The organism is Cardinium endosymbiont of Dermatophagoides farinae (assembly GCF_007559345.1).
Lineage (GTDB): Bacteria > Bacteroidota > Bacteroidia > Cytophagales > Amoebophilaceae > Cardinium.
The window spans coordinates 540,056-560,745 of the sequence record NZ_VMBH01000001.1 but is presented as its reverse complement, the minus strand read 5'-3'; the positions used below and the strand labels follow the sequence as shown (position 1 = coordinate 560,745).

Annotated in this window: 16 protein-coding genes and 4 pseudogenes; 14 read left to right on the top strand and 6 right to left on the bottom strand. The window is 39.3% G+C overall.

Features of this window, described 5'->3' with window-relative positions:
- Positions 1-5 precede the first annotated feature (5 nt).
- Entirely contained in the window at positions 6-2,465 is a 2,460-nt protein-coding gene (gene priA / locus FPG78_RS02595; RefSeq protein WP_144086486.1) for a replication restart helicase PriA, read from the top strand.
- Between the two features lie 523 nt (positions 2,466-2,988).
- On the top strand, positions 2,989-3,687 hold the full coding sequence (locus FPG78_RS02590) for a hypothetical protein (protein WP_144086485.1): 699 nt from the start codon (positions 2,989-2,991) through the stop codon (positions 3,685-3,687).
- A gap of 163 nt (positions 3,688-3,850) precedes the next feature.
- On the opposite strand, the gene FPG78_RS02585 is transcribed toward FPG78_RS02590, so the two are convergent.
- Entirely contained in the window at positions 3,851-4,597 is a 747-nt protein-coding gene (locus FPG78_RS02585) for a YebC/PmpR family DNA-binding transcriptional regulator (protein ID WP_144086484.1), read from the bottom strand.
- 21 nt (positions 4,598-4,618) lie between these two features.
- A pseudogene (gene ruvB / locus FPG78_RS02580) lies at positions 4,619-5,639 on the bottom strand (Holliday junction branch migration DNA helicase RuvB).
- Between the two features lie 45 nt (positions 5,640-5,684).
- Between ruvB and FPG78_RS02575 the strand changes: the two are divergent.
- Together FPG78_RS02575 and murD are read left to right on the top strand one after the other, a co-directional pair.
- A complete protein-coding gene (locus tag FPG78_RS02575) occupies positions 5,685-6,608 on the top strand; it encodes a CPBP family intramembrane glutamic endopeptidase (RefSeq protein ID WP_144086483.1) in 924 nt (307 codons plus the stop codon).
- A 69-nt stretch (positions 6,609-6,677) separates the two neighbouring features.
- Positions 6,678-7,985 (top strand): UDP-N-acetylmuramoyl-L-alanine--D-glutamate ligase, encoded by a 1,308-nt coding sequence (gene murD / locus FPG78_RS02570; protein WP_144086482.1) that lies wholly within the window; start codon positions 6,678-6,680, stop codon positions 7,983-7,985.
- A gap of 10 nt (positions 7,986-7,995) precedes the next feature.
- Here the strand turns inward: murD and FPG78_RS02565 are convergent, their stop codons facing one another.
- Entirely contained in the window at positions 7,996-8,337 is a 342-nt protein-coding gene (locus FPG78_RS02565; protein ID WP_144086481.1) for a phage holin family protein, read from the bottom strand.
- Positions 8,338-8,698: 361 nt separating this feature from the next.
- Positions 8,699-9,046 (bottom strand): rhomboid family intramembrane serine protease, encoded by a 348-nt coding sequence (locus FPG78_RS08060; protein ID WP_255431716.1) that lies wholly within the window; start codon positions 9,044-9,046, stop codon positions 8,699-8,701.
- 862 nt (positions 9,047-9,908) lie between these two features.
- Between FPG78_RS08060 and rpsL the strand changes: the two genes are divergently transcribed.
- The 10 genes and pseudogenes from rpsL (at position 9,909) to FPG78_RS02520 (ending at position 17,217) form a co-directional block, all read left to right on the top strand.
- Complete coding sequence (gene rpsL, locus FPG78_RS02555; RefSeq protein ID WP_144086479.1) at positions 9,909-10,286, top strand: 30S ribosomal protein S12; 378 nt, start codon at positions 9,909-9,911, stop codon at positions 10,284-10,286.
- A 103-nt stretch (positions 10,287-10,389) separates the two neighbouring features.
- Positions 10,390-10,859: pseudogene (rpsG, locus tag FPG78_RS02550) on the top strand (30S ribosomal protein S7).
- Positions 10,860-12,643: pseudogene (gene fusA, locus FPG78_RS02545) on the top strand (elongation factor G); the annotation flags it as partial. It lies immediately after the preceding pseudogene.
- Positions 12,644-12,724: 81 nt separating this feature from the next.
- Positions 12,725-13,003, top strand: a complete 279-nt coding sequence (locus FPG78_RS08420; protein ID WP_420888392.1) for a hypothetical protein — start codon at positions 12,725-12,727, stop codon at positions 13,001-13,003.
- A 22-nt stretch (positions 13,004-13,025) separates the two neighbouring features.
- On the top strand, positions 13,026-13,331 hold the full coding sequence (gene rpsJ, locus FPG78_RS02540; RefSeq protein ID WP_144086478.1) for a 30S ribosomal protein S10: 306 nt from the start codon (positions 13,026-13,028) through the stop codon (positions 13,329-13,331).
- A gap of 313 nt (positions 13,332-13,644) precedes the next feature.
- Entirely contained in the window at positions 13,645-14,649 is a 1,005-nt protein-coding gene (locus FPG78_RS02535; RefSeq protein ID WP_144086477.1) for an ankyrin repeat domain-containing protein, read from the top strand.
- A 106-nt stretch (positions 14,650-14,755) separates the two neighbouring features.
- Entirely contained in the window at positions 14,756-14,971 is a 216-nt protein-coding gene (locus FPG78_RS02530; RefSeq protein ID WP_144086476.1) for a hypothetical protein, read from the top strand.
- Positions 14,972-15,122: 151 nt separating this feature from the next.
- Positions 15,123-15,359, top strand: coding sequence for a hypothetical protein (locus FPG78_RS07585; RefSeq protein WP_223261961.1), 237 nt, complete (start codon positions 15,123-15,125; stop codon positions 15,357-15,359).
- Between the two features lie 151 nt (positions 15,360-15,510).
- Positions 15,511-16,424, top strand: a pseudogene (locus FPG78_RS02525) (DNA recombination protein RmuC).
- A 172-nt stretch (positions 16,425-16,596) separates the two neighbouring features.
- The gene (locus FPG78_RS02520) at positions 16,597-17,217 is read left to right on the top strand and encodes a hypothetical protein (RefSeq protein ID WP_144086475.1); all 621 of its coding nucleotides are present in this window, start codon (positions 16,597-16,599) and stop codon (positions 17,215-17,217) included.
- Between the two features lie 829 nt (positions 17,218-18,046).
- On the opposite strand, the gene FPG78_RS02515 is transcribed toward FPG78_RS02520, so the two are convergent.
- Both FPG78_RS02515 and FPG78_RS02510 read right to left on the bottom strand, forming a co-directional pair.
- Entirely contained in the window at positions 18,047-19,459 is a 1,413-nt protein-coding gene (locus FPG78_RS02515; RefSeq protein ID WP_223261960.1) for a PD-(D/E)XK nuclease family protein, read from the bottom strand.
- Positions 19,460-19,513: 54 nt separating this feature from the next.
- Positions 19,514-20,632 (bottom strand): hypothetical protein, encoded by a 1,119-nt coding sequence (locus FPG78_RS02510; protein WP_144086473.1) that lies wholly within the window; start codon positions 20,630-20,632, stop codon positions 19,514-19,516.
- Positions 20,633-20,690 lie beyond the last annotated feature (58 nt).

Here is a 20,690-nt window from a genome sequence, read left to right as displayed (position 1 = left end):
TAGACGTGAAAAAATTTGCAGATGTTCTACTACCGCTGCCTATTAAACCTTTAACCTACCATATTCCCTCTACATACGAAAATATGGTAGATAGAGGGAGTATGGTACTTGTGTCATTGCGCATAGGAAAGCTACTTTTGGGTATGGTGATGAGATGCCACTGTCAAGCACCCACCTACCCTACCAAGGATCTATTAGGCATATGCTACGAAACACCCTTATTTACCCCTCAACAACTGGCACTCTTAGAATGGATAGCCGATTATTACTTATCCAACCTGGGTGAAACCTTGTCGCTTGCATGGCCTAAAGGATTCAACCTTCAGAATAGCATCGTTTTTCAAATCAATCAAACGATTCACGAGCATCCAACGGAACCGGTTGCCAGCTCCCTTTCGAAAGCGATTTGTGATGTAGCAATCGAGTTTCAAAAGAGAGCTATTATAGCTGCGCTACACCAACAACCCTTATCTTATAAATCTATCCTCCAGTTAATGGAGCCAAAAGAAGCCAGCAAAGCACTTATAGCGCTACTATCTCAAAGATTGGTAAAGGCAGTTCCCACGACCAAAATCGATCTGGTAGCTAACGAAAACCCCTACTTTACCCTCTCTCCTACCATCGACCTAGACGCACTTACCACCTCCCATCTAGCGCCACGCGCACCCAAACAGCAAGCCCTATTAGCTCATTTTTTAGCTAACAGAGAAAAATCGATCCCATACACTTCTAAAAAAGAGCTTTTAGCCTATTCCAAGTCAGCTTTTAATATTCTATGCAAGAAAGGGATTTTAACGCGTCTCAACCAGTTACCTCCATCGATTTTTACTGTACCCGTGGCACCCTTAGCCACCTTAACCCCATTTCAAAAAAATGCACTAGCAGCTATTCAAACGCAATTTGTTCAAAAAAGAGTCGTACTATTACATGGTGCTATAGGCAGCGGCAAAACAGAGTTATATATGCATCTGATTGCATCCGCACTACAGGAACAAAAACAAGTATTACTTTTAGTACCAGAAATAGGTTTGGTAACGCATATAGCAGCACGCATCAGACCATTCTTAGGAGAATGGTTGGTAGTACACCACTCTAAACAATCGCATAAAGAGCGTTTACAGACATGGGCACGCCTGTTACACCAAACAACCTTGGTTGTAGTAGGCACACGTTCTGCACTCTTACTGCCTTTTAAGAGACTACAACTCATTATTGTAGATGAAGAACACGATCCTGCCTATAAACAGAGCCATCCAATGCCTACCTATCATGCACGAGACAGCAGCATTCTACTGGCCCAACAACATCACGCAAAGGTTTTGTTAGGTTCGGGCACACCTGCTATAGAAAGCTATTATAATGCCCAGTCTGGAAAATATGGTCTGGTAACCCTCCATCATAGATTTGGCGCAGCCAGTCGCCCGAAATTATTTTTTATTGACCTAAACATAGAAGAAAAGCGGAAGGCCATGCGTGCACATTTCTCGCAAACGCTACTAGATAAGCTTCAAAAGAATAGTATAGAAGGCGGCCAAGCGATGATTTTTCAAAACAGAAGGGGTTATGCCCAGTATTTTTTATGTGCCGATTGTGGATGGATTCCCCGTTGCCTTACCTGCGCGGTAAGCCTTACCTACCACCAAGAGGCCAATCAACTACGCTGCCATTATTGTGACTATGCCACGCTTCCTTTTTATTCGTGCAACCATTGTGGGTCGCAGCAACTACACAACATAGGCTTTGGTACAGAAAAACTAGAGGAGAGCTTGCAACTTATCTTTCCAGAACAAAAGATCAGTCGCATGGATTTGGACAGCACAAAAGGGAAAAATAGCTACCAATCTATTTTAGAAGAGGTAACCGCTGGATCCATAGATATTTTAGTAGGCACACAAATGATGGCCAAAGGATTGGACTTCCCCAACATACGCCTTATAGGCATACTAGATATAGATGGCTTGCTTTACTTTCCAGATTTCAGATCCAATGAAAAATGTTTTCAACTCATCACACAGTTGGCAGGCAGAGCAGGTAGACGCAACCAGCAAGGTAGTGTCTTTATTCAAACCAGACAAACCGATCATCCCCTATTCCAATATCTATCTAATGGTGATTACGAAGGGATGTATCAAGCTGAGTTAGCAGAAAGAAAGCGGTTTGCCTATCCTCCCTATGTTAGACTGATTAAACTAAGCCTAAGCAGCCTGGACGCCGCTACGTTACAATCAGGAGCTATGCTGTTAAAAAACATATTAGCAAAAAAGTTTAGAGGCATGGTACTAGGCCCTCAACAGCCGCTGGTTGGCAAGATCAGGAATCATTTTTTGCTAGATCTATTTTTAAAGCTACCCCACAAAAATCTACATACACTGCAACACGCAAAAGCAACCTTAAAAAGCGCCTGCACCTATGCATTGGGTAAAAGATCCAAAATAAAAATAGTCTTAGATATAGATCCGATTTAATCCAAATGTGTCTCTTTGAGATTACACTAGACCTTCTGCAAAACCTATTTGTGATCAGCAGTTTTTAGGAGAAGCGCAGCCGCCAGAATACTAAATGTATTTGAGGAGCATAGACCACAAAATTGCCATTTAGCAATAGGTTTTGCAGTAGGTCTACTATTTTTTTGCACCACCTAACTTGCAAAGGTTTCCAAATTTTAATAGTATTAAATTTTAATAAATCAAATGGCAAGGGTAACGCCTACTACTTTTTGCCCAGCCAAAAAGTATAAAAAAATCAAGCCCTTAATGAAAAAGTTACTGTAAGCGCTGTTTTCTCACCGTAACTTTTTCCGGTTTTTGATTTTGAGGCAATACTTCCACAAGGCTGAATAAATACCCCTATAGCGTAGAAAAAAACTTTTACGCAGCCTACAAGATGCCAATTGTATATAGATAGATTATATAATTAACCATACAAGTACCCTATCAAGGTATATATTGCTGCTTACCATGTTTATAGGAATTATTTTAATGGCTTTAATTGCTGCTTGTAGCACAGTTTTTCCTTCGTATATGCTCAACCTTCCCAAGTATAGCTATAGCACAATCCTTAAAAAGAGGTGTCAAAGCCAACTCAACCATTGGTATACTAAACCAAACGGTAAAGCACGCTAACGAAGAAGCAAAACCAGAAACATATACCCTACTATACAGAGTGGCGCGCTGGGTAACAGATAATATCAAAGATATAAGCGCATTTTCAGACAATGGTAAGGCTACCTATGCACACCTACCAGATGAACAACTATGGATCCAACATGCATTCCATTATCTGCCTGGTGTAGTTGATTTACTAAGTGGACCATATCATCATCAATACTTTATCAAGACACCACAAGACAGATGCGCTCGAGCAAGTTTAGTATTGCTCCCTAAGGAGAAAAATAAACCAAAAGAAGTATGCCGTGATGGAACAATTGAAATCGGCATTGATACCAATAATCCTACACCCACAATCTACCATATGATGTTCCATCCCAAGGACAATACACCTAGCCTAAAAGTACCTTACATGGTTTGTTTAAAAAAACAAAGTAAACCTTCTCAAGAACATGAAAAAAGTTATAAAGAAAGACTTAAGGCAAGAAAAGTAAAGCAGATAACTACTTTTTTCAATCAGAAAGACAAGGCTTACATTATTAAATATACCCCCCAGCGCAATCTTCATACAAAAAAATAACAATCCATGTTCATATGATAGACAGCAATAGCCCAATAAAAGTACCTAAAGAAGATAAATGCTGCAAAGAAGATAAATGCTGCTTCGCCTTCACACCATACAAGCGGTTGCTACAGCATGCAAAACTTATACAATGGTGATTATCAATATAAAACAATACATACTACTCCCATAAAGCTTCCTGCTCTGGTTGGACATCGATATTATGATAGACTTTTTGCACATCATCGTCATCTCTTAATGCATCTATCAACTTGATCAATTTAGGCAATGCTGCATCACTTACCTGTACAAGGGTATGAGGAATATATTCTAAACCGGCAGCAGTTGGCATAATCGCAAGCTTTTCCAAGTGTTTTTGTAACCTACCAAAGTCTTCTATCGCACAAATCACATGGGTAGCGCCCTCATCATTTTCTAATGCTTCTGCGCCTGCATCTATCAACTCTAATGCCAAGTCTTCCTGATCTTTAATATCAGCTGTGGGAATGGTAAATACCCCTTTGTAATCAAATAAAAAAGTAATCGCGCCATTTTTTTCCAAACTGCCACCATATTTCGTAAATATAGCCCGCACATTTGCTACTGTTCTAATGATTTTATCTGTCATGCAGACCACCATAATGGCCACGCCATGTGTACCATATCCCTCATAAGTTACTTCATGATAAGCCGCTACATCACTCCCATTAGCCTTGCTAATGGCACGAAGAATCGCATCTTTAGGCATATTAGCTCCCTTGGCATTTTGAATGGCCAAACGCAACCGTGGGTTGAACTCTGGCTCAGCTCCGCCACTTCTAGCAGCTACAGTTATTTCCTTAACCAGTTTTGTAAATATTTTACTTTTTTTTGCGTCATTGACACCTTTTTTACGCTTGATATTAGACCACTTACTATGTCCTGCCATTGTGTTACGTTATAATGTCATCTATTTATCGAAAAGATCAGCCGTATAAGGAAAGCCCAAATGCTTATAAGCCGCCTCTGTTGCCACCCTTCCACGGGGTGTCCGTTTGATATATCCTTCTTGAATAAGAAATGGTTCATATACTTCTTCTATCGTTTCTGCTTCCTCCAGACAAGCAGTTGCAATAGTGGTAAGGCCTACAGGACCGCCCTTGAATTTTTCAATAATATTGGTAAGAATACGTTTGTCCATTTCATCTAATCCATTCTCATCTACATTCAAGGCAGCCAAACTAAACGTGACCATATCCTTAGTAATGCGTCCATCTCCTTTAACCTGAGCAAAGTCCCGCGTACGCTTTAGTAGATTATTGGCTATACGTGGGGTCCCTCTACTGCGCCTTGCAATCTCGTAAGCAGCTTCTTGGTCAATAGGCGTACCCCATATACCACTGGCACGCTGAACAATTTTACTCAATAAAGTAACATGATAATAATCCAGCCTAGCATTAATACCAAAACGAGCCCGTAAAGGTGCGGTGAGCAAACCAGAACGGGTGGTAGCCCCAATTAAGGTAAAAGGATTGAGTGCCAACTGTACACTACGGCATTGGGACCTGCATCGAGCATAATATCTATCTTAAAATCCTCCATGGCCGTATAGAGATACTCCTCCACTATGGGATTAAGACGATGTATCTCATCTATAAAAAGTACATTAGCTGGTTCTAAGCTGGTCAACAACCCTGCCAAATCCCTGGTTTATCCAATACAGGACCAGAAGTAATTTTTATATTGGTATTCAGCTCATAGGCAATAATATAGGCCAATGTCGTTTTGCCCAAGCCAGGCGGACCATGCAACAAAACATGATCCAATGCTTCTTTTCTTTGCTTAGCAGCTGCTACAAATATTTGGATATTCTCTACGAGCTTTTCTTGCCCAAAGAAGTCATTAAATTGAAGTGGACGTAAGGCTTTGTCAAGCTGCTCTTCTGGCTTCTTTAGCCCACTAAAGGGGCCATTGATAAGATCATGCTCCATTTTTCTATCTTTACTAAACCAAAATATAGGTAAAAAAAATCAATAATGGGATCAAAAATCAAACTAGTGCAACGGGTGATGTGGTCATCTATAGGGCTGTATCTGGGTATGCTATTTTGCAAAATCCTGATAGAGCCGGCTGGGTGCTCCTTATTGAACCATTCTCTCTTTGAGCAATTTATTGTACGCATCATCATTTGTTGCATTACCTTGAGGTACTATTTACATTTAGAAGAGCCAAAAGGAATACAATCTTCTGCACAGAAATGTGTGCATAGACCTTTTTCGAAAGCGATTTGTGATGTGGAATTTTTAGAAGAAGCACAGTCGCCAGCATACTCAAATCTACTTCAGGAGCATAAACCACAAAATTGCCATGTAGCAATCGCGTTTCGAAAACGGTCTAGTGGTTATAGCTTAACCATTGGCACCATATTGGCTCAATTGATGATGACATTTGCTTTAGTATTACTCAGTAGCATTCAAGCAGGATTAGGGTATCCCACTATACAACCTGTATTACATTTTAGCAGTAAAATCAACTTTCTATACCGTGGCATTATAGAAATAAGCGGTCTAACTGCGATTTTAGAAGAACTGCTGTTTCGAGGTATTTTAGAAAAACTACTCCGTAGAATTATTCCAGCCAGGCTATGGATCACGATAATCAGCGCGCTAGCATTTAGCTTGATGCACGGTAACATGCGCAATAACCTTTTGTATTTTGTAATGGGATGTTTTCTTAGCTACTTATACCATCAAACCAAACATATTATTTACCCTATTATCGCCCATGGGCTACATAATCTATGCGCTACCTCTATAATATACCTTACATTAGATAAAAGATTGGATTGCTTGATACATGATTTAACGATTGTAACGCGTATTCTGCTAGCCATTGGGCTGCTCTTAGCAGCTTATGGGTATGTAACCTTGATTGGTCAAAAAACACAAAAACACCATTAGCCTTCTTTCGAAACGCGCTTATGCAGAAGTTAGCGTTTCGAAAGAAGGCTATTCTAAAATGAAACAAAGATGCGATTAGTAATACTAGGTGGCGGAGAAAGCGGTACAGGTGCAGCACTGTTGGCCAAACAGCAGGGTATAGATGTTTTTGTTTCAGATGCTGGTGTCATTCAAGCGGATTATAAGCATCTACTCATCACCCACCAGATTCCCTTTGAAGAAGGCGGCCATACATTAGCAGCCATACAATCAGCTGATGAGGTGATTAAAAGCCCTGGTATACCTTACGAAGCGACGATGATCAAAGGGTTCCATAATATCCCCATCATAGATGAAATAGAGTTTGCAGCACGCTATGCAAAGGGTAAGATTATAGCCGTAACGGGTTCAAATGGCAAAAGCACCACTGCACATCTGATTTACCATTTGCTAAATGCAGCAGGGTATCATGCCATTTTAGCTGGAAATATAGGCTATAGTTTTGCAAAATGCCTTACACAATCTATGTATGACTACTATGTACTAGAGCTTTCCAGCTTTCAACTAGAAGGCATCAAAAATTTTAAGCCAGATATAGCCTGCCTATTAAACATTACACCTGACCACTTAGATAGATACCATTATTCCATAGCAGGCTATGCAAAAGCTAAGCTAAATATACTACGGAATATGACCCCATTGGACCACTTTATTTACCATACATCCGACCCCATTACCACGCAATATCTTCACACACAAAATACTTTACCCCAACTACATCCTATTGATCCATCCTCCAATGGTCTGTTCCATTTTAAAAAATCTAACCATGCTGTTGCCATAAGCAAAGAGCAGTTACCTTTGCTAGGTATGCATAACCAGTATAATGCTAGGGTTGCGGTTAAAGCAGCAGCATTAGCAGGCCTACCTTCTGAAGCAATTACTGCTGCTTTGCCTAAATTTTGCGGGCTACCCCATCGGCTGGAATGGTGCGGCGCACCACAAGGAATAGACTGTTATAATGATTCCAAGTCTACCAATATAGCCTCTACAACAGCCGCATTGCTTAGCTTTAGCCAACCTATTATCTGGATTGCAGGTGGCATAGACAAAGGAAACGACTATGGCCCACTGCTGCCCATCGTAAGGGATCGGGTGAAAGCCATTATCTGTTTGGGAAAAGAGAATAACGCCATTGTACAAGCTTTTCGTCCCCTAGGATTACCCATAGAAGAGACGCAGAAGCTATCCTCAGCCATAGATAGCGCCCTATCCATAGCACTACCAGGAGACGTAGTACTCTTATCCCCTGCATGTGCCAGTTTTGATTTATTTAAAAACTTTGAAGATCGAGGGAATCAATTTAAAGAAAAGATCAGTGCGCGCATGCAACAGTAAATCCATTTACCTACTCGTTATCCATAATGTCTCCCTGCTCCACTGCTTGGCTATTGACCGTTCTACGCAACATAAGGATTACAAAGGCAACCATTAAAAAGCAAAAGATCGAAACAAGAAAAAAACCAAGATAGAGACTAGAAAAGATTATATTCAACCAGTAGGCCAAGCCAAGCAATAAAAAAGACAACCCTAAACCAAGCAATACACAAGCAATACAAACCAGCAAAAACATTCTGGCGATTTTTTTAGCGTGCGCGCTAAGGTTATACCGCAATGTATAGGCCAACATACCCAACCTTTCCCTGACTATCTCCACGATGCAAGCAATACCAAATAGCTTGCATACCATTTTTATAATTTTAAAAAGCATGCTATTCAAATCAAGTAAAAATAAAAATTAACCTTGGTTCAGTTAGTGAACAAGCCCATATGAGCCATCCTACTTCTTCGTAACACTAACTGACATTTTTGTTCTGCTCACACTATGTACACTAAAAAAAGAGCGATTAATATCTAGGTCATTTTTACAAAACCTAGTATACACATATCCAACCAATGCGCCACCCAATTGAGCCAAGTAATAACCGCATGTTGGGTGGGCAAATGCACAAGCGCCAGTACCAGTAAAGCAAGCGCAACGTACCGTAATGGTAAAGAGAAAAAGAAGCAATATAGCCGCAAACTAGGCATCAAAACACACACTGCAACCATTATAGCATAAATAGCCGCTGAAGGCCCGTAAGATCGGCAGCAATGCCCCTAAAAGGGGGCGAAAACTGGTATAGTATACAAAAAACAAGCGCACCCACTATTTGTCCTAAAAAATAGAGGCGTAATATATGTTTTGAACGGGTAATGGCGCGTATCCTTTGCCCAAAAAGATATAATATAAACATATCCCAAAATAAATCTAGCAAACCTTTATGTATAAAAGAATAGGTAATAATGGCCCATGGCCGCTTTAATAACAATGGATAAAGAGAAGGAAAGGCCAACTGCGTATAGAGCCACGAGCTATGATCTTCACAACCACATATATAACATCCAATATTAAACAAAAAAAGCAATAGAAAGCTTAAAATATGTATCAAAATCAACTGTATAAATCCATTCCCGGATTGTTTAAATTGATTTCGAAGATAAGCGTAAACGATATGCATGACTAAAAAAAATTAATAAAAATTACCCAATCAAGGGTTATTTAATACCTTAGACCTTCTGCAAAACCTATTTGTGATCAGCAGTTTTTAGGAGAAGCGCAGTCGCCAGAATACTAAATGTATTTGAGGAGCATAGACAAGCTTCGACACCAAAATTGCCATTAGAAATAGGTTTTGCAGAAGGTCTCTTCACAAAGGTTAATACCTCCATTAACACTTTACCAGAATAAACCATAAAGCCCTTTCGGCTAGGCTTAAAGTCGGGCTAGGCTTAAAGATTAGTTAATTTATAAAAATTGATTTTATATTTAAAATCGCAGAGGAAATGGTATCAATTTAAGGTATTTTATGCTACTTTTTGGTTTGCTTTTAGGGGTAGTAATGCCAAAAAGGCTGAATAGTCAATGACGGGGCTTAAGGAGACTGCGCGCCAAACTTTTTATTGGCGGCCATGGCAGAGGAGCATACGAACCATCCATAAATCACTTTTTTGCACGTCTGCGCTAAATTATAGATGTGCCACTAAGCCCCCGCCATTGACTGAATATATACCAAAGCATAAAATATATAGTATCACAACACAGCTTTAAACAAAATATGCCATAAGAATGGTAGCTGCATTATTAGAAATAATCAATATTAATGCCTATATTCGCATGATGAGCCTTGAATAGACAGCCAATAGCGGTCAAGGGTTTTGATAAAGATTTATAATTTTTTTAAATTTGCACACCTCTAGGTTTAAAACAAAAGTTAGTACATGTTAACCATACAACAGCTAGTAAAAAAAGGAAGAAAAAAACCTTCTTCCTCATCTAAATCTCCAGCACTTTCATCATGTCCGCAACGGCGGGGCGTATGTGTCAAAGTTTATACCATGAAGCCAAGAAAGCCAAACTCCTCTATGAAAAAAGTAGCTAGGGTACGCTTAACAACGGGTAAAGAAGTAAACATTTACATTCCTGGAGAAGGCCATAACCTGCAAGAGCACTCTATTGTCCTGATTAGAGGAGGAGGCGTAAAAGACTTATCAGGTGTGAGCTACTCTATTATTCGTGGTGTATTAGATACTTCAGGCGTTAATGGAAGGTGTCAAGGCAGGTCTGTATATGGCACCAAGAAACCGAAAAAGAAATAAAGTTTTAATGTGTTTCCTATGTAGCTACCCCATTGGTTGCCGAGTTATAGGGCTGCCAATAGAGCGGTAAGCAGCTACATAAAGCATTCATTTCAGGAATAATATGAGAAGAAAACAAGCTATAAAAAGAGTACTACCACCCGATTATAAATATGGCGATCCGCTTGTGACTAGGTTTGTAAACGGGTTAATGCAAAGAGGCAAAAAAAGCCTTGCCTTTAGCATTTTTTATGATACCATTGCATCTGTCTCCCAAAAAACAAAAGAAGAAGGGTTAGAGGTTTGGCGCAAAGCGCTTCATAATGTAACCCCTACTTTAGAGGTCAAACGCAGACGGGTTGGGGGGCTACCCTTCAAGTTCCTATTGAGATAAGGCCAGACAGAAGGGTATTTTTAGGTATGAAATGGCTGATTGACTATGCAAGGTCCCGTGGTGAAAAGACCATGACAGAAAGGCTTGCCAACGAAATCATTGCAGCTGCTAAAGAGGAAGGGGCTGCTTTCAAGCGCAAGGTAGACACCCATAAGATGGCCAGTTCCAATAGAGCCTTCTCACATTTTAACCTGAGATAGATGGCAAACGAACTAACCTTTTTAAGAAACATAGGCATCATGGCCCACATTGATGCTGGAAAGACAACCACTACTGAGCGCATTTTATATTATACAGGTCTCACCCACAAAATAGGCGAAGTACATGATGGAGGGGCTGTAATGGATTGGATGGCGCAAGAGCAAGAACGGGGCATTACCATTACCTCTGCTGCCACTACTACATTTTGGAAATATCCTACTATACAGGGCAAGGCAAATGATACAACCCAAACCTACAAAGTCAACATCATCGATACACCTGGCCACGTAGACTTTACAGTAGAAGTAGAGCGTTCTTTGCGTGTATTGGATGGTGCCGTTGCGTTGTTTTGTGCTGTATCTGGTGTAGAGCCTCAATCTGAAACAGTTTGGCGCCAAGCGGATAAATACAGGGTGCCTCGTATCTGTTTTGTAAACAAAATGGATAGAGCCGGTGCCAACTTTTTTAATGCGTTACACGAAATCAAAGAAAAGCTAGGAGCCAATCCTGTTCCATTACAAATTCCTATTGGCAGTGAAGCCTCATTTAAAGGAGTGGTTGATTTGATTACCAATGAAGCCATCGTTTGGAACGAGCATGACTTAGGCATGACTTACCAGGTAATACCCATTCCTGACGATTTAGTAGAAACAGTTGCCGAGTGGCGTCAAAACCTGATTGAAAGTGTAGCCAGTTATGATGAAGCATTAATGGAAAAATTCTTTGATCATCCAGATGCCATTACGCCAGATGAAATCAGGGCAGCCATTCGAAAAGCGGTTATCGACCTTTCTTTTTCCCCTGTGCTTTGCGGTTCTGCCTTTAAAAACAAAGGGGTGCAAGCATTACTAGATGCAGCATGTGCCTACCTTCCTTCTCCACTAGACCTACCTCCAGTAGCCTGTACCCATCCAGATACAGGTGCAACCATGTCAAGAAAGCCAGAGAATAGCGAGCCATTTACGGCGCTAGCTTTTAAAATTGCAACAGATCCTTTTGTGGGTAGGCTGGCTTTTTTACGTGTCTATTCAGGTACCTTAGACGCTGGATCTTATGTGCACAACAATAGAACCGGCAAGAAAGAACGCATTGCTCGTCTCATGCAAATGCATGCCAATAAACAAAACCCCATTAACGCGGTACAAGCAGGGGACATTTGCGCAGTAGTAGGGTTTAAAGAGATTAAAACAGGAGATACCTTAACCAATGAAAAAGACAAAGCGATACTAGAGGCCATCACCTTTCCAGAGCCCGTCATTGGTTACTCCATTGAACCTAAAAAACAGGCAGACCAAGATAAGCTGACCCTATCTATTGCCAAGCTTATGGAAGAGGATCCAACCTTGCGTATGGAAACCAACCATGAAACAGGCCAAACCATTCTAAAAGGAATGGGTGAGCTTCATCTAGAGATTATCATTGACCGGCTTAAACGCGAGTTTAAACTTGAAATCAACCAAGGCGCCCCACAAGTAGCCTATAAAGAAATGCTCACAGCTACGGTCGAGCATAAAGAAGTCTACAAAAAGCAAACAGGCGGTAGGGGTAAATTTGCCGATATTGTCTTTGAGATAGGGCCTAGGGAAGCTGTTGAAGGAGAAGCTGTTCAGCCAGGATTAGCGTTTGTGAATAAGATTATAGGAGGGTTATTCCCAAAGAGTTTATACCAGCCATTCAAAAAGGGTTTACAGCAGCTATGGAGAATGGTCCATTGGCAGGCTATCCTCTAGAATCGATGCGGGTTAAAATCTTTCACGGCTCCTATCATGATGTCGACTCAGATTCTTTATCTTTCGAATTATGCGCTAGAGCTGGATTCAGAGCAGCGGCACAGAAAGCTTCGCCTGTACTTTTAGAGCCTATTATGTCTGTAGAAGTAGCCACTCCCAATGAGTTTACAGGTCCTGTAACAGGAGACCTCAATAGAAGAAGAGGGATTATGAAAGGGATGACTGGAAAAGGCGGCGCACAAATGATTAAAGCAGATGTTCCGTTAGCAGAGCTATTTGGTTATGTTACAGATCTAAGAACCATTACCTCCGGTAGAGCCTCTGCCTCATTAACCTTTTCGCATTATGAACCTGTTCCTAAGAACTTAGCAGAAGCTATTATTAACAAAGCAAAAGGCATAACCGTATCGTAACCCTAGCATAGCAATTACACATATGAATCAAAAAATTCGCATTAAACTCAAATCATTCGATCCTGCCCTTTTAGACAAATCGGCAGATAGCATTGTTAAGGCTGTAAAAGCTACGAAAACAGTAGTAAACGGCCCCATTCCGCTTCCAGGCAAAAAAGAAGTCTATACGATACTTCGTTCTCCACATGTAAATAAAAAGTCACGAGAACAATTTCAGCTTTGTACCCATAAAAGGTTAATAGATATCTATTCCAGTAGTTCAAAAGCAGTAGATGCTTTAACCAAGCTGGAGCTACCTAGTGGTGTAGAGGTTGAGATTAAAGTATAAAGATGCTATATGGTACTTTTTGCCCGATCAAAAAGTACCTAAACAATCAAACGCTGGTGAAAGGTTGGTAAAAGAGTTAGTGAAAACGTAGCCGAAAGCTGGTAGAATTAGAACTTGACTGCTGTGCAGGCTTCAAACATATTTTTTTTACTTCAGCTGCAGCACGCGTTTTCTGATCGCAACTTTCTACAAAAGTGCGTCTTTTTTCGTAATTAAAAGCAGTAAGGTGAAAGTACTTATGGTGCATTTTGTAACTACTGGTACTAATAAGGTATCTATTTTAGATTAGTAACCCACTATAAAGTTTTCTTATATGTTATATTCATTATCAAGATATTTTTTGATATTTCTTCTGTTATTTACTACATCTTGTAATAACTATCTAGTTAGATATGGTATCAGTGATGGTAAAAAAAAGGAGGTTAGCAATTTACAATCTTTGGCTGCTTATGCTCCAGACGATCGCGGAAATGGGTTGCTTCATTGGATTGTCTTAAATCCACCACATAATTATGATAATTACACTCGTGTTCAATTAGAATTGATACGAAGAAGTTGTAATCGTAATGTGGTAAATATGCGTAATAATGCTAAACATAGTGCACTTGATTTGATAGTGTTGGACAATAACGTTCTTCTAGCTAAACATCTATTAGATATGTTTCAAGAATTGTTTGATATAAATACTATCACTACTGCTGCTAATTTAGCAGTGATAAACAAGCATATAGAGATGCTTAAAGCATTTTTTGATGTTCCACGCATTAATAATAACTCGCAAATTGTCTCTTCAACACTTTGGCAAGCAGCAAGAAATGGTCATGAAGATATAGTTAAAATGTTATTAGGCTTAGGTATGCAGCTTCCTGAATACACAATCAGACAAGCACTTGAAGTAGCAGCGGAACATGGTCATAGAGATATAGTTAAAATGTTATTAAACTCAGGAGTTCAGCTTGATGGAGAAATAATCATGCCAGCACTTGAAGGAGCGGCAGGCAATGGTTATAAAGATATAATTGAAACGTTGTTCAATACAAATGTTCAACTTAATTCAGAAATGATCATGTCAGCATTTGAAATAGCAGCATGCAACGGTTATAAAGATATAGTTGAAATGTTGTTAGGCAAAGGTGTTCAGCTTGATGGAGAAATGAGCAGGGTAGCGCTTTGGGAAGCAGCAATAAATGGTCATCTAGATGTAGTTAACTTAATAGTCCGAAATATTCAATTCAATAAACAAGATATCAATTCAGCAGTGGCAAAAGTAAAGAAAAATAATCATCAAGATATAGTTGATGTGCTTAGCAATATATAAGATTCTACTTAATGGAACTGAATGTCAGTACAATATTTAGTATATAATAGTAGGACTAGGCCCAAACCTGCCGTAGAAGAATGTATACAGCTTTTAAAAAAAGAAAATGCTAGTTACTCAAGAAGTATTGGATGGAACACTTATGGGCACAACGAACTCGAATATAGGTCGATGTAACAGGTTGTTAGGCGTGTCAGGCATTCAGCCTAATGAAGGGAGTACCAGTGAGGCACTTGAAGAAGCAAAAAAATATAATAATATAAAAGAGTTTAGAATGGCCGTACAAGAATGTGGAGTTTCGATTAAGGAAAAATGTTCATAACAGCACCTCATACGTCAACGCAATGAGCAAAAGATAATAATACAACAGGATAAAAGTTTTCAAGACTATATCAAGACTATATTCTGATATTCAGAACTAAAAGCAGGCATACAGTTAGTCAGCTATACAATTATTCCTTTATTAGGCTACCATGTCCTTTACAATTTACTTGATCATTACATGGCTTATTGGCTGTATCATCGGATGGTTGATCACAAAAGCCTTACATAAAGCACCCATTGTAACCTTACAGGATAAGCTGGCTAGCTTAGAAAAGTACCTAGCCGAAAGCCAAAGTCAATGCTACGCATTACAGGAAAAGCACCTACAAATCAGTACAGCGCTCGCCACTGCTCTAGCAGATAATAACCACTTAGAAAAAAAATAGCCGAGCAAGGCCAATCGGTTGAGCAGCTCCAGCAGCAACTCACCATTCATTTTAAAAACCTAGCCAATGAACTTTTAGAAGAAAAAAGTAAAAAACTTTCAGAGCATAGCGGACTCCAAATGGAACGGTTGTTGACCCACTCAGCGACAACATTAAGACCTTTGTACAACAAGTAACCCAGTATAACCAAGAAAGCTTAGAAAGAAATGTAGCCTTACGGACAGAGTTAAAACAACTCCATGACCTGAACCTAAAAATCACGCAAGAAGCAGAAGGACTAACCAAGGCACTTAAAGGAGATTCAAAACTACAAGGAGGATGGGGAGAGTTTATTCTAGAAAATATTTTAGAACAATCTGGATTGGTCAAAAATAGAGAATATGTAATACAACCCTCTATTACCACAGAAGATGGGCAAAGACTTCAGCCAGACGTCATCATTAACCTTCCAGAAGGGCGCAATATTATCATTGATGCAAAAGTATCTTTAACCCATTATGAACAATTTTTTAATAATGAGCATGCACTCGAACGCGCTGCACACCTTAAGCAACATATTCATTCCATTAGACGTCATATTAAAACACTAAGCGAGAAGCAGTATCAGTCGCTTTATAATCTTCAAGGATTAGATTTTGTTTTAATGTTTATACCCATTGAACCAGCCTTTGCACTAGCTGTTCAAGAAGAAGTTATGCTTTTTAACGAAGCCTATGAACGCAACATTGTAATCGTCTCCCCTCAAACCTAATAGCCACTCTACGCACCATTGCAAATTTATGGCGGCAAGCCTATCAAAATCAAAATGCTTTAGAGATTGCCACGCAAGGCGGCGCCTTATATGACAAATTTGTTGGCTTTGTAGAGGACATTAAAAATATAGGCCGCCAATTGGATCTAACCAAAAAAAACTACCTAGAAGCGGCTAAAAAACTATATGATGGCAAAGGCAGTTTAGTCTCTAGAGCGCAAAAAATGAAACTATTAGGTGCACGAACCAATAAGGTATTAGATCAACAACTTATAGATAAAGCGAGCAGGAAGAAAGATAAACAAAGAAATTAGTATGCTAATTAGTTATATCTAAGGATTAGATACTCCTAAGTTCGGGATAGGAAATTAACTATAATTTATCTAAACTGGCAAAGTTATCTTAGGTTAATTCTATTAATGTAGAAAACCATAGTGAAAAAAAGTAAACAGCCATACAAATTTTAATGAAATTAAATAATGTATTATGCACATAAACAAAATATTTAAAGGAATCCTAATACCAATGCTACTAAGCTTCTCCTGGTGTAATCTTAATAGTACCGACCATACCAAAAAAGATTTAAAAGACAAATTTAAAATAAACAGCTTAGACAATATTGCAACTAATGATCCACTTGGAATTCCTTCGGAGAAACAAGGTAATCGGATGCCTAATCAAACTAAAAAAAGCTTAGAAGACATAATTACAACAAAGAGATTAGGCAAAATTGAAACCAATGACCCAAATGGGATTCCTTCGGAAAAACAAGTTAAAGAAGCATTAAAAAGCAGATACCCTCAATTAAATCTTAGCGAGATTAGAATAGAGATATATGGAGTCATTAATGAGGTAGTGATTTTTGCAGTCAGCAATGGACTTTACACTGGTCACGTAGAGCTTTCCTATACAGCTCTACAACCAGGTAAACAAACATTAAAAGATTTAGATTTAAATAAAATAGAGAATCAAACTAAAAAAAAATTACAAGATATAATTAAAATAAAGAGCTTAGGCAACATTAAAACTAATGACCCAAATGGAATTCCTTCGCAAGAACAAGTTAAAGAAGTATTAAAAAAACAGGTACCCTCAGTTAAATCTTAACGAGATTAGAATAGAGATATATGGAGTCATTAATAATGTGCTGATTCTTGCAGCCAGCAACATGTATCAAAGGTCTAGTTGATTCTGAACCAAATAAACAGTTTTGTAACGAACAAAAAATTTCTCCTAAAGAGAACGCAAGATGCCCTAGATGTAGGAAGGTTTCCTACGTAGGAAAGATAGTGAAGTTCGATGGTTAAGCAATTTTTAACTACTTGATCGCTCTATAGACTAACTTTTTAAAAGTACATTAAGGATATCCAACCTAATTGGATACCATCAGGGCTATGTTAGATACAAAAGAAATATACTATCAAAATCCTGACCAACTACAAATCAGTGCATCTTCAACGTAGCGGGCACGAGATCACAAACCCACATCTTAACTAATCTAATTCTATTATGCATTTCATCTTACGAAATCTATGTATCTTGTTAGGTAGGAGGAGGCTATTGCTATCCTCCTCTTACCTAACAAGTATAAATCCAGCGGAAAAATAGCCTTAGAACAAATCAAAACAAACGGGTATTATAAACCCTACTTGCTGAGATAAAAAGCCATTATATTACTAGGCATTAACTTCAATGAGGAAACCAGAATGATCGATAACTGGGACTATGAGTACCTGTTCAGCGCATTGGCAGAAAACGCGTTTTTTCTAGTTTTTTACTAAAATTTTGAGCAAAAATTGATCATTTTAGATAAAAAACTGTCCTAAAATGGTGTCGAAAACATGCCGAAGATCAAATTTCTGCCACAGTGCTGAACGCAAACGGACTATGAAATACATGAAGAACACTTAGAAGCGTAAAAGATATTAAGAATAGACTAATCCCTTTGACAAATCCGCACGTATGGGCAATAGCCACATATTTCAAGATCCTCTGTTTGGGCAAAAGGGATAGTAGGATTAAATATTTCTACAAGTAATCCTTTTAGTCCCTCTTCAAATGGTTGTAGATATTCCTTTATATCCTCTATCTGTTGGTACTTTTTACCAGATCTCTTCCCAAACTCGATTGCTACATCATAAATTGCTTTCGAAAGAGGCCCATTATCAGGCTGTTGTATAAAGATGCCAGGGGTATAATGCGCTAAGAAAAATTCTCGAATAGGGATTAAATACGGCATAATCGCGTTATCAGCTCCATGTAGCGACTGAAACAGCCAAGCATAAAAAAAAAGCTGAAAAACAGCTTTGTTTGTTTTAATCTTTCCAGGATCAAATAAGTTAACTATACTCGATATTTTACAATTGGAGCGCCCTGTCTTATAATCTATAATACGGACGCAATGGTTTTGCCTATCGATACGATCGATCGTGCCACTTAACCAGACCTTTCGCGCAATCTCTCCATCGAGCATGATGGATTGCTTCATGGCTACTTCAACGCCCAAAAGGGTAAATGGTGCAGCTGCGTCATCTAGGTCCAACATGCGCCCTAAGAGCTTTTCCAGTAGTGCATGGAGCAACATAGGCGCACTGAGTGGGGTGCGCCACGCAGCTATGGCTTCCGCTATCTCTACTTTTATTTTTGATTGTAGCTGACGTACCATGTTTGTATCTATCTGACTACCAGCAAAAGGCCGATACAACCTAGCCATAACATCATGAAACAATATACCCAATTGCACATCTTCTGTCGCCACGGTCTGCCTGAGTTGCAGCAAATATTTAAAATAAAATTGAAGCGGACAAGACAAATAAGAGATGCATGCAGAAGGCGTTAGGCTGGAAACAGCTCCCTCCTCTTTTTCCAAAAATCGATCCAATAGCTGCATCACGCTATCGTCTTTTTGAATAGCTATAGCAGCTACTGGCCTTTCTAGCAGATTTATGGAATGATGCGTCTCTATTATTTTTAACTTGCTATCAAAAGTCAACTGTAGCAACAGCCGACTCATTTCACCAGAACCATCCAAATGACCTTTTTGGGAAAAGTAACAACAAATATTTTGGGCACGCTGTAGCAGCCTATAAAATCCATAAGCTGTTTTATTTTCTGCTACTTTATCTGCCAATGGCAGCCCAAAGCTATGGCATAGGTCATACGGTAAAAAAGAATCATGATGCGTAACCTTAGGGAAACACCCTTCATTCATATCCAGAAAGAAAACATGCTCAAAATCTAAGTTATAGGATTCAGCAACCTCTATAATATATAGACCAGTTACAGGGTTGTCTTGATGGAATAGCATCCTACTTTCCTTTAAACCATTTAATAAAAAAGCCCCGAACAAGTAGCCATCTCTAGCCCTCTATATAGCCCAATAGATAATCCAATGCCCTTTTATTCAGTTCAAAGAAAAGGTGATCCCCTCTATAAAATGGTTATAGATATAAGTTAAACCCTCCCGAAGGTAAGGCAAAAGCGCTTGATGATCCTTATTAAACCATAGGTCAAAGGCATCAGATTGCTTACCCTCATTTAATGATTGGCGCATAGCAGTGAGCTTTGATTGCATTCCTGCTTTCGCAAATGGATGCCACAATGCCAATAGATGGGCCATATGGCCATACATTTCCTCCTTTTCTGAAGTCTCCCAAAGCTGTACCAATCGCTCTACTACGGTATAGATAACCGTGGCACTGAATGGATAATCTAATCTACAATGGAGCGGAATAGATAGGGTAGCCAGCTGATCCAGCAAAGGAATCAATAGATCGCTACCACTTACTACTATTGCCGTTTGGTTGGGCAAAAACTTTGGGTGGCTATCATTTATTTTTTCTTGTAAAGCAGCTATAACTGCTTGCACCTGTGCAACCGTAGTAGATGCTTCGATTAGGAAAACCTTTTTATGCGGATCGGTCAAGTAATTACCCGTAGGAAAACTTTCCTGAAACCATTTTTTTTCCCTATGCTGACGCAAGTAGTGGCCCGCTATATTGATTGGATTATCCAAATAATGCCGATCTACATCCCAGAAAAAGGTCGTCGAAGCCATCAATTGGCACTGCTCAATAAACCGCTCTTCAGCAGGCGTTAGCAAATTAAATCCAACAAATACCAGCTCCTGATCGATTGCTTTCGGTTGGGCCATGCTATAACATAACCCCTCATACCCCTCCCCTGCTTCCATTAACTTTTCTCTAAAAGATTGATAGAGCAGCGGCAATTGTTTCCAAAAAAGCAGTCCTTCCTTCTGTTCCAATGGCAGCAGCCACCTATCCTTTTTAAGAGATGCCATCTGGTCTATAAAAGCATTACTAGTCAGCTGTTTTGGCAAGGATGTAAACAACGCCGCACCATCCACCAGATAGCTATCTATTCTATTAAAATCTTGTAAAAGCGTAAGCCCCCAACCATAAAATTGCTCAAAAGACTCTTTGCTAATTGGTCCAACCAATCCATGTAGCCTGCGGAGTAAATCCAAAGTAGGTAAACAGGTTAACTTACTATGCTTACGCATAAAGTGAGGCAAGGTTATACAAATATGAGAACTATTGCATACCGATTGAAAGCAATCA

Bases quoted from the DNA above. Each gene is read 5' to 3' on its own strand.
- FPG78_RS02585 (WP_144086484.1), bottom strand. From the start codon at position 4,597: ATGGCAGGACATAGTAAGTGGTCTAATATCAAGCGTAAAAAAGGTGTC.
- FPG78_RS02575 (WP_144086483.1), top strand. From the start codon at position 5,685: ATGGGATCAAAAATCAAACTAGTGCAACGGGTGATGTGGTCATCTATA.
- murD (WP_144086482.1), top strand. From the start codon at position 6,678: ATGCGATTAGTAATACTAGGTGGCGGAGAAAGCGGTACAGGTGCAGCA.
- FPG78_RS02565 (WP_144086481.1), bottom strand. From the start codon at position 8,337: ATGGTATGCAAGCTATTTGGTATTGCTTGCATCGTGGAGATAGTCAGG.
- rpsL (WP_144086479.1), top strand. From the start codon at position 9,909: ATGTTAACCATACAACAGCTAGTAAAAAAAGGAAGAAAAAAACCTTCT.
- FPG78_RS08420 (WP_420888392.1), top strand. From the start codon at position 12,725: ATGTCTGTAGAAGTAGCCACTCCCAATGAGTTTACAGGTCCTGTAACA.
- rpsJ (WP_144086478.1), top strand. From the start codon at position 13,026: ATGAATCAAAAAATTCGCATTAAACTCAAATCATTCGATCCTGCCCTT.
- FPG78_RS02535 (WP_144086477.1), top strand. From the start codon at position 13,645: ATGTTATATTCATTATCAAGATATTTTTTGATATTTCTTCTGTTATTT.
- FPG78_RS02530 (WP_144086476.1), top strand. From the start codon at position 14,756: ATGCTAGTTACTCAAGAAGTATTGGATGGAACACTTATGGGCACAACG.
- FPG78_RS07585 (WP_223261961.1), top strand. From the start codon at position 15,123: ATGTCCTTTACAATTTACTTGATCATTACATGGCTTATTGGCTGTATC.
- FPG78_RS02520 (WP_144086475.1), top strand. From the start codon at position 16,597: ATGCACATAAACAAAATATTTAAAGGAATCCTAATACCAATGCTACTA.
- FPG78_RS02510 (WP_144086473.1), bottom strand. From the start codon at position 20,632: ATGCGTAAGCATAGTAAGTTAACCTGTTTACCTACTTTGGATTTACTC.